This is a genomic window from Mesorhizobium loti (assembly GCF_003148495.1).
In the GTDB taxonomy this organism is placed as follows: Bacteria; Pseudomonadota; Alphaproteobacteria; order Rhizobiales; family Rhizobiaceae; genus Mesorhizobium; species Mesorhizobium loti.
In genome coordinates this window covers 58,029-71,058 of the sequence record NZ_QGGH01000019.1, presented here as the reverse complement: position 1 = coordinate 71,058, position 13,030 = coordinate 58,029, and the positions used below count along the sequence as shown (strand labels likewise).

The 13,030-nt window shown below is 61.6% G+C and carries 17 protein-coding genes; 9 read left to right on the top strand and 8 right to left on the bottom strand.

What is annotated here, in order from left to right:
• Positions 1 to 138 precede the first annotated feature (138 nt).
• Complete coding sequence (locus tag C8D77_RS33725) at positions 139 to 1,212, bottom strand: alpha/beta hydrolase (RefSeq protein ID WP_109671728.1); 1,074 nt, start codon at positions 1,210 to 1,212, stop codon at positions 139 to 141.
• Between the two features lie 453 nt (positions 1,213 to 1,665).
• Here C8D77_RS33725 and ilvA point away from each other — a divergent pair, with 453 nt between their 5' ends.
• Both ilvA and C8D77_RS33710 read left to right on the top strand, forming a co-directional pair.
• Positions 1,666 to 2,922 carry a threonine ammonia-lyase IlvA gene (gene ilvA / locus C8D77_RS33715; protein WP_109671726.1) on the top strand — a complete coding sequence of 419 codons (1,257 nt, stop codon included), beginning with the start codon at positions 1,666 to 1,668 and terminating at the stop codon, positions 2,920 to 2,922.
• Positions 2,919 to 3,479, top strand: coding sequence for a DUF1697 domain-containing protein (locus tag C8D77_RS33710; RefSeq protein ID WP_109671725.1), 561 nt, complete (start codon positions 2,919 to 2,921; stop codon positions 3,477 to 3,479). The genes ilvA and C8D77_RS33710 overlap by 4 nt, the downstream gene beginning before the upstream one ends.
• Before the next feature lie 8 nt (positions 3,480 to 3,487).
• On the opposite strand, the gene C8D77_RS33705 is transcribed toward C8D77_RS33710, so the two are convergent.
• Together C8D77_RS33705 and C8D77_RS33700 are read right to left on the bottom strand one after the other, a co-directional pair.
• The gene (locus C8D77_RS33705; protein ID WP_109671724.1) at positions 3,488 to 3,781 is read right to left on the bottom strand and encodes a DUF2218 domain-containing protein; all 294 of its coding nucleotides are present in this window, start codon (positions 3,779 to 3,781) and stop codon (positions 3,488 to 3,490) included.
• 205 nt (positions 3,782 to 3,986) lie between these two features.
• Entirely contained in the window at positions 3,987 to 4,427 is a 441-nt protein-coding gene (locus C8D77_RS33700; protein ID WP_109671723.1) for a VOC family protein, read from the bottom strand.
• A gap of 217 nt (positions 4,428 to 4,644) precedes the next feature.
• Between C8D77_RS33700 and C8D77_RS33695 the strand changes: the two genes are divergently transcribed.
• Genes C8D77_RS33695 through C8D77_RS33685 form a run of 3 tightly spaced genes read left to right on the top strand, consistent with a single transcriptional unit; the run spans position 4,645 to position 6,618 of the window.
• Positions 4,645 to 5,241 carry a cold-shock protein gene (locus C8D77_RS33695; RefSeq protein WP_109671722.1) on the top strand — a complete coding sequence of 199 codons (597 nt, stop codon included), beginning with the start codon at positions 4,645 to 4,647 and terminating at the stop codon, positions 5,239 to 5,241.
• A 25-nt stretch (positions 5,242 to 5,266) separates the two neighbouring features.
• Entirely contained in the window at positions 5,267 to 5,830 is a 564-nt protein-coding gene (locus C8D77_RS33690; RefSeq protein ID WP_109671721.1) for a DUF192 domain-containing protein, read from the top strand.
• Positions 5,831 to 5,850: 20 nt separating this feature from the next.
• Entirely contained in the window at positions 5,851 to 6,618 is a 768-nt protein-coding gene (locus C8D77_RS33685) for an alpha/beta fold hydrolase (protein ID WP_170136891.1), read from the top strand.
• A 109-nt stretch (positions 6,619 to 6,727) separates the two neighbouring features.
• Here C8D77_RS33685 and C8D77_RS33680 read toward each other — a convergent pair whose 3' ends face one another.
• Complete coding sequence (locus C8D77_RS33680) at positions 6,728 to 7,330, bottom strand: HD domain-containing protein (protein WP_109671719.1); 603 nt, start codon at positions 7,328 to 7,330, stop codon at positions 6,728 to 6,730.
• Positions 7,331 to 7,477: 147 nt separating this feature from the next.
• On the opposite strand from C8D77_RS33680, the gene cysE reads away from it, so the two are divergent.
• Positions 7,478 to 8,326, top strand: coding sequence for a serine O-acetyltransferase (cysE, locus tag C8D77_RS33675; RefSeq protein ID WP_056584656.1), 849 nt, complete (start codon positions 7,478 to 7,480; stop codon positions 8,324 to 8,326).
• Between the two features lie 151 nt (positions 8,327 to 8,477).
• On the top strand, positions 8,478 to 8,681 hold the full coding sequence (locus C8D77_RS33670) for a DUF3126 family protein (RefSeq protein WP_109671718.1): 204 nt from the start codon (positions 8,478 to 8,480) through the stop codon (positions 8,679 to 8,681).
• Positions 8,682 to 8,852: 171 nt separating this feature from the next.
• On the opposite strand, the gene C8D77_RS33665 is transcribed toward C8D77_RS33670, so the two are convergent.
• The gene (locus C8D77_RS33665) at positions 8,853 to 9,584 is read right to left on the bottom strand and encodes a hypothetical protein (RefSeq protein WP_109671717.1); all 732 of its coding nucleotides are present in this window, start codon (positions 9,582 to 9,584) and stop codon (positions 8,853 to 8,855) included.
• 125 nt (positions 9,585 to 9,709) lie between these two features.
• Here C8D77_RS33665 and C8D77_RS33660 point away from each other — a divergent pair, with 125 nt between their 5' ends.
• Positions 9,710 to 10,051, top strand: coding sequence for a DUF6949 family protein (locus C8D77_RS33660; protein ID WP_109671716.1), 342 nt, complete (start codon positions 9,710 to 9,712; stop codon positions 10,049 to 10,051).
• Positions 10,052 to 10,071: 20 nt separating this feature from the next.
• A complete protein-coding gene (locus C8D77_RS33655; protein ID WP_109671715.1) occupies positions 10,072 to 10,599 on the top strand; it encodes a gamma carbonic anhydrase family protein in 528 nt (175 codons plus the stop codon).
• 44 nt (positions 10,600 to 10,643) lie between these two features.
• Here C8D77_RS33655 and C8D77_RS33650 read toward each other — a convergent pair whose 3' ends face one another.
• From C8D77_RS33650 to C8D77_RS33640, 3 genes are all read right to left on the bottom strand, one after another.
• Positions 10,644 to 11,204 (bottom strand): ankyrin repeat domain-containing protein, encoded by a 561-nt coding sequence (locus tag C8D77_RS33650; RefSeq protein WP_109671714.1) that lies wholly within the window; start codon positions 11,202 to 11,204, stop codon positions 10,644 to 10,646.
• A gap of 274 nt (positions 11,205 to 11,478) precedes the next feature.
• A complete protein-coding gene (locus C8D77_RS33645; RefSeq protein WP_109671713.1) occupies positions 11,479 to 12,087 on the bottom strand; it encodes a transglutaminase-like cysteine peptidase in 609 nt (202 codons plus the stop codon).
• Positions 12,088 to 12,357: 270 nt separating this feature from the next.
• Positions 12,358 to 12,975 (bottom strand): PilZ domain-containing protein, encoded by a 618-nt coding sequence (locus tag C8D77_RS33640; protein WP_109671769.1) that lies wholly within the window; start codon positions 12,973 to 12,975, stop codon positions 12,358 to 12,360.
• Between the last annotated feature and the right edge of the window lie 55 nt (positions 12,976 to 13,030).

The following is a 13,030-nucleotide window of genomic DNA, read 5'->3' as shown; positions in this document are numbered from 1 at the left end:
CGGCTCCCGCAAAGGGGACGTCAAACGCATGACGTCGCTGGCTATCCCGATAAAGCCAGAGGCCGGCGCGGTCCAGTTCAAAGTGAGTCCATATGTCCGCGATGGTGAACAGGCACGGCGAAAACCGCGGGACCGCCTCTATTGCCCAAGCAGGCCGATGCGATCCGTCACGTCACGGTCGCTGGCAAAGCCGTCATCCTCGCGCAACCGCTGGCCGATCATCTTCACCAGCGTCGGATTGTCGGCGAATTTCGTATGGTTGAAGCTGTCGCTTCCCTTGACCTTGGAGAGGTCGACGACCGTCACGCCGTAGGAGGCAAGGTCGGCGGCATCCTTGTAGTCGCCGACGCGCGGCCGCGAACCGGCGATCAGGCCGGAGAGCCTGAGCGCCCGATCGTCGTCGGACAACAGCAGGATGAACGGCTTGTCGGGCTTGCCGTAGCGCCGCATCTGGCTCTTGAACACGTCGACATCGATGTCGGGCGAGGCCAGCACCACGTCGCCCAGCTTGCCGCCGAGATCGCGGTCGCCGGTGATGGCCATCTGGCGCAGCGTTTCCATGGTGACCCAGGTTCCGAGCGAATGCGCGACGATGTCGATACGCCGTGCGCCCGACTGCTCCAGCATCCTGAGCGTCACTTCCAGCTGGTCGCGGGCAGCACTGGCGCTTTCCTTGTCATAGACATAATCGGTGGTCCTGGCACCCGATGCCCAGGAAAACAGCACAGGCGTGCCGGGATAGCCGGAATCATGGACGATCTGGGTCAGGCGATAGACGGCGGCGTCGAAGCCGGTGTTGTAGCCATGCACGAAGACCATGACGCGGCCGCCACGCGCCGCGATGTCGGCGTTGAGCGCGCTGGAGAATTTCGGCTGTGTGTCGTAGCCGACGACCTCGGAAGCCATGAAATATTTCGCCGGGTCATCCGACTTGCCGCGCGAGCGCCGCTCGATCTGGCCGGTCTTGTGGAGCCCTGGCACGGTGACGTTGACGCGGGCGTAGTTCAGCGTGGCCGAGCGCTCGCCGTCGAAAACCTTGTTGGGATCGTCGGACTTCTTGCGCGTCGTGGCGATGAAGATACTGTGATTGCCTGCGATCTCCGTCACCGGAGCGGACACCATGGCGCTACCCAGCAGTTCCTGTGTTTGCGAGCCGGCGCAGCCGGCGACGAACAAGGCCAGGACAACGGTAAAGATCTTCTTCAAAGGCACGCTTGAAATTCCAACTCTGGCCCAAAGGCCTGTCTACCCCCGCGACACCTCCCGGACAGGCAGAGTGCGGCAGAACTAAGTCGTGTCCAGTCGAAATGTGGTCAGCGCCCGGTTACAGCCATCGCACTGTTGCGCGAAAGCCAAAATGGCGGGAGAAACGCCTGCGTGGTGGCGCGACGGGCGGCTTCACCGTCAGCTCGCCGAATCCGGCAAGGACATGGATTTCAGGCCGACCGATGCGACAGACATGAACAAACGCCTCCAAGTGTTTGCAAGGGTTTTACGAATGCCCGTTACGGGAGAGCATGAATGGCCGGACAATGGCGCCACGAGGACGGATATGCAATAGGCTGAGCCGGCTGCGCGAAGGCCGGGCGCGCCACAAACAGCCGGTGCGCGGCCCGAACAATGATAGAGGTCCGCAGACAACATGCGGCGCGAGGTGGTTTTGCGATGAACAGTTTCTCTTCCCGCGTTGCTGCCGCGGCCGCCGCGATCCGCCAGATCTTCCCGGAAACGCCGCTGCAGGAAAACGACTATCTGTCGAAAAAGACCGGCGCGCGGGTTCTGCTCAAGCGCGAGGACTTGTCGCCGGTGCGTTCCTACAAGATCCGCGGCGCCTTCAACTTCTTCCGCAAAACGCTGGCGGCCGGCAACGAAGCCGAACTCTTCGTCTGTGCGTCCGCCGGCAACCATGCGCAAGGCTTTGCTTTCGTCTGCCGCCATTTCGGCAGACGAGGCGTTGTATTCATGCCGGTGACGACGCCGCAGCAGAAGATCGACAAGACCAGGCTGTTCGGCGGCGATTTCATCGAGATCAGGCTGGTCGGCGATTTTTTCGACGACTGCTATCGCGCTGCCTTCGAATTCACCGAAAGCTCCGGCGCCCATATGGTGCCGCCCTTCGACCACAAGGACATCATCGAGGGGCAGGCAACCGTCGCCTATGAGATCGCAGACCAGATGCCGGGCGCCCGCATGCCCGATATCATCATGCTGCCGGTTGGCGGTGGCGGGCTTGCCGCCGGCGTCACCCACTATTTCGCCGATCAGGGCCGGGAAGCGCGCTTCGTCTTCTGCGAGCCGGCCGGCGCGCCGAGCCTGCGTGAGAGCCTCGCTGCGGGAAAACGGCTCAAACTCGCCAAGGTCGACAATTTCGTCGATGGCGCGGCGGTGGCAGAGATCGGCCGCGAGCCGTTGCGGCATCTCAAGGATTTCCCGGCCGACACGGTGCGGCTGATCCCGGAAAACCGGCTCTGCGCCACCATGATCGAGATGCTCAACGTCGAGGGCGTCGTGCTGGAGCCGGCCGGCGCGCTGGCGATCGATGCGCTGAAGGATTTCTCCAGGAAGGAGATCAGGGGCAAGACCATCGTTGCCGTGGTTTCGGGCGGCAATTTCGATTTCGAGCGGCTGCCGGACGTCAAGGAGCGGGCGCTGCGCTTCGAGGGGCTGAAGAAATACTTCATCATCCGCTTTCCGCAGCGGCCGGGCGCGCTGCGCGACTTCCTCGAACTGCTCGGTCCCGACGATGACATCGCCCGCTTCGAATATCTGAAGAAATCGGCACGCAATTTCGGTTCGGTGCTGATCGGCATCGAAACCAAGGACCGTCGCAATTTCGATTTGCTCAAGGCGAACTTCGAGGCCGAGGGAGTCCAGTATCAGGACATCACCGACAACGAGACATTGGCTGGGTTCATCATATGAGCGGTGCCGGAAAAATCTTCGTCGCGCTGTTTTCCGGCATCAATGTCGGCGGCAACCGCATCGTCAAGATGGCGGAGCTGCGGTCGTTCTTCGAGGATCTCGGCTTTTCCGATGTCGCCACCTATGTGCAGAGCGGCAATGCCGTGTTCCGGACTGACAAAGGCGACGCGGCGACGCTGACGAAACAGATCGAAGCAGCCTTCGAGAAGAAATGGGGTTTCTATTCGCGCATCATGGTGCGCGATCTCTCATGGTTCGAGCGGTTGGTGAGCGAAAATCCCTATCCGGAAGTTGCCGCGGACCACACGAAGCTGCACGCCTATGTGCTGGAGCGCGAGCCGACCGCCGATGAGGCGGCGCGGCTGGCCGAAAAGTGCACCGGCTCCGAACGCTTCGAGATCAAGGGCGATGTGCTCTACCTCAGCGCGCCGGACGGGCTGGGCAAATCGGTGTTTGCCGGGCTGATCCCGCGCACGCTGACAGTGCCGGGCACCGCGCGCAACTGGCGCTCGGTGCAGGCGCTGCTGGCGATGGCCGCCCAGGCTGGTGAGAAGTAAGTCGCCGCCTAGGCTGCCGGAGCGGGTTTCCAGTCGAAGGTCAGTTCTTCGCGGAAAGCAAAGCGCTTGATGTGATCTGCGACGACGCTTTCCAGGCGCTCGAGCGATCCGCCCTCGTCAGTCGTCACCGCGATATGAAGAGCGCTCGCGTCTGCGTCCAGAACTGTGCGGCCCATTGAGAGATCGATGGTGCCATGATTGGGATCGAACTCGACCGGGAATTTGTGCGCCCAGTGCTTGCAGAGCTGCTGGAGGTAGCGGCTGGCATGTTCGGTGGTGACGTCGGCATGGCTGGTCGGCATGAACTCTCCTGGGCAAGCGCTTGTTTGTGTGGCTTGGCGCCAACCTGATGCATGTCGCTCAAAAGTGGCCCCCGCTTTTTGGGGGAACGACATGCATAAAACAAAGGCAGGCGCCACAGCTGGACAGATAGGCGCCGTCCCGGGAAATACCAAACGGTACCGGACCTGTCAGCCGAGCATTATCCGCTCAAGACAGCGTGATGGACTACCAGCTTCCGGTGTTTGCCATCGAAGCCCACGGTTCGGCCTTGGCCTTGGCCGGGCCTTTTTGCAAAAGCTCGATCGAGATGCCGTCAGGCGACCTGATGAAGGCCATGTTGCCGTCGCGCGGCGGCCGGTTGATGATGACGCCATTGTCCATCAGATGTTGGCAGGTGGCGTAGATATCGTCGACCTCATAGGCGAGGTGGCCGAAATTGCGCCCGCCCTTGTAGTCTTCCGGATCCCAATTGTAGGTCAGTTCGACCAGCGGCGCTTTGTCGGCGATGCCGCTTTGCTCGTCTTCGGAGGCCGCGAGGAAGATCAGCGTGAAGCGGCCTTGTTCGTTTTCGTAGCGTCGCACCTCCTTTAGGCCGAGCTTGTTGCAGTAGAAATCGAGCGAGGCATCGACGTCGGCGACGCGGACCATGGTGTGCAGATAGCGCATGTGATTTCCTCGATAAATTGCGTTGCGGTGCAACATAGGGTCGGCCCTGTCAAAGGGCAATCATGCGGCAGTGCGCAATGCCGGCAAAGAACAAATCCGGTATTCCCCCAATGAACCGTGAAAAAAGGCACGGCAGGTCTTGCACACACCGGAAGCCGCGGTGTTAATCTGGTGTCAAGAATCAGTTGCGGTGTTCTTGAAACAAGGGGGCATTCTTATGGGGGAAAAGGCCTCTTTGACGGGGCGGGACGGAACCCTTGGCGACGCCTTGCAGCGTGACGAAGGCGGCGATGCCGCTGATCTGCTCGAAGTAGCCGGCGCCATCAAGTGGTTCGATGTGGCCAAGGGCTATGGTTTCATCCTCCCGGATGACGGAATCTCGGGCGACATCCTCCTCCATGTGACATGTCTTCGAAGGGACGGCTTCCAGACGGCCCTGGAGGGCGCGCGCGTGGTCTGTCTCGTCAAGCATGGCGACCGCGGATTGCAGGCCTTTCGGGTGCTCTCCATGGATGTCACCACGGCGGTCCATCCGGCCGAGATGCAGGAGCAGCGCACCCATATCGCGGTGACGCCGGAGAGCGGTCTCGAACGCGCTTTGGTGAAATGGTTCAACCGCACCAAGGGGTTTGGTTTTCTCACCCGCGGTGAGGGCACCGAGGACATCTTCGTCCACATGGAGACCTTGCGCCGTTACGGCATCACCGAGCTTCGGCCTGGGCAGGTCGTGCTGGTTCGTTTCGGACGCGGCGACAAAGGCCTTATGGCCGCCGAAATTCACCCTGATATGGGGACCTTGCCGGTCTCGCACTAGGACGATTTCCGGCCGAGGATCTCGAATGGCTTACAGGAACTGGCTGACTGCGAGCGTGACGTGCGTCGTAATTGCCGTCGCCGCCGCTGCCGGTGGTTATTTCTATTCCGAAAAGCCAACCTCGGCGGACAGCCGGGCGATGATCCTTCCGACCGATCCGGCGCCGCTGGTCGCGGTGACGAAAGGCGGCGATCGCTCCTTTTCCATCGAAGTCGCCGACACCGCCGCCGAGCGCGAGGCCGGTTTGATGTATCGCCAGGACATGGCGGACGACCACGGCATGCTGTTCGTCTTCGAGGTCCAGCAGCAGGTTGGCTTCTGGATGCACAACACTCCGATGCCGCTTGATCTGATCTTTGTCGGCCAGGACGGCAAGGTCCGGGCGGTCAAGCATGGCGAGCCGCAATCCGACGCCGTTATTTCGCCCGGTGTACCGGTGCGCTTCGTGCTCGAGCTCAAGGCCGGCACTGCCGCCAGGAACGGCATCGAATATGGCGACCTGTTGCGCCATCCGGCCGTCGGCACGGTGTCAGGCCCCGGCATGCCGCCCGCCGACAATGGCGATGCGCCCAATGGCGGTGCCGGTTGAGTGGGCAGGCGGGATCGCTCATGCAGTTTTTCACCCATGACGGTTTCGACCTTGCCTTCCTCGACCGCCAGCCGGCATCGAGCGATGGCGATCCGGTGCTCATGATCCACGGCTTCGCCTCGAACCATTATGTCAACTGGGTGTCGCCCGGCTGGTTCAAGACGCTGAACGATGCCGGCTACCGCGCCATTGCCTTCGACAATCGCGGCCACGGCTCGTCGTCCAAGAGTTATGAGGAGGCCGACTATACGCCGGTCAAGATGGCCTCCGATGCCGCCGCCCTGCTTGGCCATCTCGGCATCGAGCGCGCCCATGTCATGGGCTATTCGATGGGCGCGCGCATCGCGGCGTTCATGGCACTGTCCGATCCGGACAAGGTGGCGACGCTGGTTTTCGGAGGTCTTGGTATCGGCATGATCGATGGTGTCGGCGATTGGGATCCGATCGCCGCCGCACTGCTTGCCGATGATCCGGCCGCGACCAGCCATCCGCGCGGCCGATCGTTTCGCGCCTTCGCCGACCAGACCCGCAGCGATCGCCGTGCCTTGGCCGCTTGCATCGCCAAATCGCGCGAATTGCTGAGCGAGCAGGATATTGCCCGCATTGCCCAGCCGACGCTGGTCGCTGTCGGCACGACCGACGACATTGGCGGTTCGCCCGATGAGCTTGCAGCATTGATGCCGAACGCCAGGGCCTTTCACATCGAGGGCCGTGACCATATGCTGGCCGTCGGGGACAAGACCTTCAAGCAGCGCGTGCTGGAGTTCTATGCCGAGAATCCGCTCTGAGCGGACGGCTTCCGGGGATCGTTCTCAATGGGCTGTCGTTGATGGCAGGCTTGGCCATTCTGGCGATGCTGGCATCGACAATAGGCGCCTTTACCTGATTGCTCCTAGTCTAGCTGTTTGTGAGGGCCGCCAGCGACCGCGCCATGTTCAGCCTGGCCTGCGGTTCGAAGCGCTGGCGAAACTCTTCGGTGTGGAAAATGTGTGGGCGGGCGAGGAAATTCTTCAGGACCGCACTGCGTCCAGCCCGCCACATCGGCTCCTCCACCCAGGCGTACTCGCGCCGTACGGCGCGCTCATAGGCGTCGAAGGCATCCGGCGCGGCACCCAGGATCGACAGATCCATGTCGAGGAAAAGACTTGCGTCCCGTGTGGCCGTCGCGTCGTCGAACGGCGGCAGTTGGTGCGTGGCGGTGGCGACGATCATCGCCGAGATACGATTGAGGCGTGACGGATCCGAGCGGCTCGCCAGCCTTTTCTCGGCAAGGGCAGCACTTTGCGCCTCGTTGTCCTTGGCCTTGCTGTCATAGATGGCATCGTGGAACCAGATCGCCGCTTCGATCGCCTCGGGATCGCCGAGCGAGCCTCGATAGTCGCCTGCCAGGCCCAGCATCGCCTCGATATGGGCAAGGTTGTGGTAGTGGCGGCTCTTGGCCCGGTAGAGTGCTGAGAGCTCGCTTTTCAGCGCGTCGTCGATCAAGGGTTCGTTTTCCATGGCTGCTTGAATTCCCGCGAACCAAATCCATTTGACAAAGCACTAAGGAAAATTGAGTTCAATCGTGCTATGATCTGGCTTATATGTGCGGCCAGACAACAGGCAAGCGCAACAGGCAAGCCCGGCAGGGCGCAGGACGAGACGGCGATGAACAGCATCAGCATTTCCCGACACAGCGCATTGCAGCCGGTCGATCCGATCTGGCGTTCGATCCGCGACGAGGCGATGGAGGCGGTCAACCGCGACCCGCTGCTCGCCGCATTCCTCTATTCGACCATCCTCAACCAGGACAGCCTGGAGGAAGCGGTTATCCATCGGCTGGCCGAGCGGCTGGACCACCAGGACATCGGCTCCGATCTCATCCGCCAGACGTTCAAATCGATGCTGGCCGACGACAAGGATTGGCCAACGACCGTGCGCGTCGACATCCAGGCCTATTACGATCGTGATCCAGCCTGCGACCGCTTCATCATGCCGGTGCTCTATTTCAAGGGTTTCCACGCCATCCAGACGCATAGGCTGGCGCATTGGCTGTGGAACCAGGGCCGCAAGGATTTCGCGCTCTATCTGCAGAGCCGCTCGTCATCGGTCTTCCAGACCGACATCAACCCGGCCGCCCGCATCGGCAAGGGCATCTTCATCGACCACGCCACCGGCCTCGTGGTCGGCGAGACGGCGGTCATCGAGGACGATGTGTCGATCCTGCATGGCGTGACGCTAGGCGGTACCGGCAAGGCCGGCGGCGACCGTCACCCCAAGATCCGCTACGGCGTGCTGATCGGCGCCGGCGCCAAGATCCTCGGCAACATCGAAATCGGCCATTGCTCGAAGATCGCGGCAGGCTCGGTGGTGCTGTCGCCAGTGCCGCACAACAAGACGGTTGCCGGCGTGCCGGCCCGTGTCGTCGGCGAGACCGGCTGCGATCAACCGTCGCGCCAGATGGACCAGCTTCTGCCGTCGCAGACGATGGATCAGGTCGTCAGCTTCGACATCTGATTTTCACGAGGCCGCCGCCTGCTGCCGGATTCCGGCCGCTTGCATGAGCGGGTGGTTGTCTCGCCTTATCAGGCCGCTTGCCTTTACATCGCCATTGTCGACGTGCCAGAAGCGCGTTCGAACGAGCAAGCCCGATGATCGGAGAAGACTGTTGAAGCCGGACGAAATCAGAAAGCTGGACGCCTATTTCAAGCGCGTCTTCCAGAACCCCAAGATCGAGGTCAAGGCACGGCCGCGCAAGGACGATTCGGCCGAGGTCTATGTCGACGACGAATTCCTCGGCATCGTCTTCAAGGACGAGGACGACGGCGACTACAATTTCTCGATGGCGATCCTCGACATCGATCTGGCCTGAGCCAGCTGTCCAATGCATGTCGCCCAAAAGTGGCCCCGGTTTTTGGGGCAACGACATGCATGAAATCAAAGATCTAAAGCGCGTCGCCTGAATCCGCTCGAACGCGACGCGCTTTAGCGCTGGGCCGGCTCCGCCTCATGCGGCCGGCCAGCCGGATCTCCCGAAGCGTTCTCAATGTCCTGACTTCAGGACGCGCCCGGCTTCGGTGGCGATTGCAGCGTCGAGCGCCTGCCAATCACCCAGAAACTCCCTTGGGAAGCGATAGGTGAGGCTGAGTTCGTCGCCGACCTGGATGTCGCGCTCGCAGGGCGCCAGCGATTCCTCGGCACTCGGCCCGCTCAGGCAACGGGCTACGAACGGGTCCTTGCCGGGGCGTTTGCCGACAACCAGCACCTCGTTCAGATAGCCTGATTTCTCGTTGAAACCGTACACCGTCGTGCCGCCAGGTCCCGCAATGCCGGGCTGGGTGATCAACGCGCTATAGATCGGCGCGAAGCGGCCACTCATGTCACGCGACATCATCTGCTGTTCGAAGGACAGGAAGATGATGCTCTTGGCAGTGCCCGTATGGTTGAAATCGTCCCGCGCGGCCTCGCTGTAGCCGTCCATCTGGGGATAGCGCAGATAGAGGTCGAGCCGCGAAGCGATGCCGTCGCGCCGGGCCTGGGCGAAACGGATGGTGTTGGCCGGCACGGCAATGACATTGTTGGCGATCACCACCTGGTGGACCGTTGCGTCGTCGGTGTATCCGGCCATGGCGATCGAATGGCCGAACCATTTGCCACCAAGGCTGATCGCTACCGACAGCAGCGCCAGCGCCGCGAACCCGTAGAACACCCGCTTCATCAGCCTGGAATCGACCACCGTGAGTTCGGGGCCGTTGGCGAGCGCTGCCTGCTTCATCTCAGTCCTCGGATCTCGAGCCGCCTGTCCGCCTCTGTTGTCCCTGGGCGGCACACATCGCACGGCATGGCCCTTGCAGCCTTCATGGAACGACTGTGCAATTTCATGGTAAATGGAAAGTTAAGATGGGACCGCTGGAACTCACACTCTTCGCTTTTGTCGTCGGGCTGACGGCCTGCGGGTTGGCTGGATCGGCCATGGAACTGGTGTCGGGCCGCAAGGTCGCCTTCACCGAACCCTATGTGTCGCCGTCACATGTCTTGCGCTCGCTGCTCGCGACTGCTTGTGCCGGGCCTTTCATGCTGGTCAACGATGCCATCGATGCCCGACGTGAGCGCCGCATTTCCAAGTGGGCACTGATGTCTTGCGGCTGCACGGCGATTGCCTGGTCCTTGGCGCTGGGCGTCGTCGTGCTTGCCATTGCCTCATGGACGATCCGTCTCCTAGGGTCCGAATTGCCAGCCTGAGACGATTCGGAGACCGAAAAATGCCGCTTTATGCGATCGATGGAACGGAGCCCAGCTTCGCGGATGCGGAGTCAAACTGGATCGCGCCCGATGCGACGCTGATCGGCGACATTAGGGTCGGCCGCAACGCCGGCTTCTGGTTCGGCACCGTCATTCGCGGCGACAATGAGCCCATCGTCATCGGTGCCGACACCAATGTGCAGGAACATACGGTGATGCACACCGATCCCGGCTTTCCGCTGACCATTGGCGAGGGCTGTACGATCGGCCACCGCGCCTTGCTGCATGGTTGTACGATCGGCGACAACAGCCTGATCGGCATGGGCGCCATCGTGCTGAACGGCGCGAAAATCGGCAGGAATTCGCTGGTCGGCGCCGGCGCGCTGGTCACCGAAGGCAAGGAATTCCCGGACAATTCGCTGATCGTCGGCTCACCTGCCAAGGCGATCAGGGTACTGGACGACGCGGCCGTGGCAAGGTTGCGCGGCTCGGCGGCGCATTACGTTGCCAATGGCAAGCGCTTCAAAGCGGGGTTGAAGAAGGTCTGAGGTCAGCTTGGCCACCTGTCGGTGATGGTTTCGCTGCGCCCAACTCACTGTCCGTTGGAGCTGCGCCCGGCAATCGCGTCGCGCAGCAATGAAGCACCGGCTTCAAAACCGGCAATCTCGGCTTCCTCGATGGCTGTCCTGTAGTCATCGATGCGGGTTTCGAGCGCCGGGTCGGCGCCCGCTGCCAAAAGCAGGCGGATCGCATCGACACTGCGGATGGCCACCGAATAGTGAAGCGGCGTCCAGTCGTTGACGCCCCGCATGTCGGGGTCAGCACCGCCGTCGATCAACACCCGCACGATGTCCAGCCTGTCTGCCCGGTCGGTGGACAGCGCCGCAATGATCGACGGAAACCCGCCATGATCCTGATAGTTCGGATCCGAGCCGGCATCCAGCAGGGTCGAGATGAAGCCGACCGGGCTCCAATAGATCGCATATTCCAGCGGATGGCCAAGGCCGAATTCGAACGGCATGCGCTCGTCGAACCAGCAGGGCGAGCCGCCCAAGGCCACGCCGAGGCCGTCGAAGTCGCCGGCCTTGAAGGCATCGTCGATAGCCTTGAACAGACGATGGCGCTCGCATCGATCTTCCGGGATTTCCAACATCACCGTGATCCAGAAGGCTAAACTGACGGCCTATAGTGCCCCGATCTCCTGCGCGTGGAAAGACGGGACGATTCGACTGAATGAGATTGCGATTTTTCAGCCACTCCAAGCTGATTGGTTTTCGAACGGCCTCCGCCAGAAATGGCGGAGCCGGCCCGGGGACGGGGCCGGCTCCTTTGACCCGGTCGTTGGGGACGGGGAGGGTGGGGACTCGACCGGGTTTCTCCTGAAGCGGTCGCATTCATGCGATGCGCTTGATCTCTGTTCTAGCGTTTTAGCGGACGCTGGCGACCGCGTCGGAGCGGCCGTCGTTGATCGTCACCCAAACGCCGGAATTCTGATCCGACTGGCGCTTGAGGTAGGTGTAGTCGGTGTCCGTCCAGGACAGCACCTTGGTCTCCAGATTGTCGAGGATGAACTCGCCCAGGCTGGTGCGCACGGTCAGCACCGCGTGGCCGTCGCCATTCGGCTGGCGCGCGACCGTCATCAGCAGATTGCCGGCGGGCACGCCTGCATCCATCAATTCGCGACGCTTCTCCAGCGCGTAGTCCTCGCAATCGCCATAGCCATTGTCGGGATAGGCCCAGTATTCCTCGACACCGTAGTTTTCCATGTCGGTGCGCGGCTTGATGCGGGTGTTGACCGAATTGTTGATGTTGACGATCGTCGCCCACAGTTTGCGGGTCAACTCGACCGGCGCGCCCTTCGCGGTTCTTTCGCTGCATTCGCCAGCAATGCGCTGGCAGAATTCATAATGGCCAACAGGCTGCGTGGTGCGTCCGCCGGTGTGCATATAGGCCGGTCCCGCGGCATATGCTGATCCCCAAGCGGAAAGCTGCATCGCCATTGCCACCAGCAACAGCTTGCCCCTCGTTTTCTTCATTGTTGTAGTCTCCCCGTTCGAAGGAGACATTGCCACGTGTGGATTTATTTGAGGCAAAAGCGCGAAGTAGATATTGAGTAAAACGCCAATAGAATAAACGTAAAACTTGAATCATTTGAGTATTAAATTGTTTGGCTTTGAAGCCTTGACCCTCGTGCATTGATAGTCACGCAAGTCTTGCCGGCAGCAGTCGAAGCACGCTGGTCATGGACGTAACAACGAAAAAACCGGCCGCGAGGGCCGGCTTCCCAGTGTTGCTGCCGGGCCTTGTCAGGCGCGCGGCGTGTTGAATTCGGAATCGAGCGTTTCGGGGCGCTGGATGACGGCGAATTCGATCGCGACGCCGTCCTCGAAATGGCGCACGACCTGCCCGCGCATGGTGCCGAGCATGACCTGGACGCCGATCGCCGGCTTGACGTCGATCTCGATGGCTGCGCCGGAGAGCGACAGGTCGATGATGCGGCACTGATACTGACGGCCGTCGGTGAGCTGCAGCACGCTGGTCGGATTGCGCGGCGCGACGCGTTCGTGGCGACGGTCTTCCGGCAGGTCGAGTTCGTGCTTGTTGGCAAGCCAGGTCAATTGCGCGGCGAGCTTGTCCTTCTTGCGATCCGACGCAATGACGGTCATCGCGAAACCGTCCTGCAAGGTGCGCGTGACGACACCTTCGATGCGGCCGATATGATCGATGTAGGCGATGATCTTTTCGCCGGGCATGCCGATGCGGTCGGTGCGAAACGCGACATTGCCCGGAGACATGTCGACGACCTGGCAGGGGTGCTCGGTGCGGTCTTCCAGCATGAAGCGCCCGTATATCTTGACCCGGACGCGCTGAAAGTTACGCCTTTCAGCTTGGGACGGTGCGTAGTCGACCGCCGCTGACCTCATGACTGCCTGCACCCCGTTTGGCATCCCACGCATCGATGCGAGGAACTTCATCAGA

Coding starts and splice junctions, on each gene's coding strand:
- C8D77_RS33645 (WP_109671713.1), bottom strand. CDS start 12,087: ATGAAGAAAACGAGGGGCAAGCTGTTGCTGGTGGCAATGGCGATGCAG.
- C8D77_RS33680 (WP_109671719.1), bottom strand. CDS start 7,330: ATGGAAAACGAACCCTTGATCGACGACGCGCTGAAAAGCGAGCTCTCA.
- C8D77_RS33650 (WP_109671714.1), bottom strand. CDS start 11,204: ATGTTGGAAATCCCGGAAGATCGATGCGAGCGCCATCGTCTGTTCAAG.
- ilvA (WP_109671726.1), top strand. CDS start 1,666: ATGAACAGTTTCTCTTCCCGCGTTGCTGCCGCGGCCGCCGCGATCCGC.
- C8D77_RS33705 (WP_109671724.1), bottom strand. CDS start 3,781: ATGCCGACCAGCCATGCCGACGTCACCACCGAACATGCCAGCCGCTAC.
- C8D77_RS33640 (WP_109671769.1), bottom strand. CDS start 12,975: ATGAGGTCAGCGGCGGTCGACTACGCACCGTCCCAAGCTGAAAGGCGT.
- C8D77_RS33710 (WP_109671725.1), top strand. CDS start 2,919: ATGAGCGGTGCCGGAAAAATCTTCGTCGCGCTGTTTTCCGGCATCAAT.
- C8D77_RS33660 (WP_109671716.1), top strand. CDS start 9,710: ATGGGACCGCTGGAACTCACACTCTTCGCTTTTGTCGTCGGGCTGACG.
- C8D77_RS33690 (WP_109671721.1), top strand. CDS start 5,267: ATGGCTTACAGGAACTGGCTGACTGCGAGCGTGACGTGCGTCGTAATT.
- cysE (WP_056584656.1), top strand. CDS start 7,478: ATGAACAGCATCAGCATTTCCCGACACAGCGCATTGCAGCCGGTCGAT.
- C8D77_RS33695 (WP_109671722.1), top strand. CDS start 4,645: ATGGGGGAAAAGGCCTCTTTGACGGGGCGGGACGGAACCCTTGGCGAC.
- C8D77_RS33665 (WP_109671717.1), bottom strand. CDS start 9,584: ATGAAGCAGGCAGCGCTCGCCAACGGCCCCGAACTCACGGTGGTCGAT.
- C8D77_RS33700 (WP_109671723.1), bottom strand. CDS start 4,427: ATGCGCTATCTGCACACCATGGTCCGCGTCGCCGACGTCGATGCCTCG.
- C8D77_RS33655 (WP_109671715.1), top strand. CDS start 10,072: ATGCCGCTTTATGCGATCGATGGAACGGAGCCCAGCTTCGCGGATGCG.
- C8D77_RS33685 (WP_170136891.1), top strand. CDS start 5,851: ATGCAGTTTTTCACCCATGACGGTTTCGACCTTGCCTTCCTCGACCGC.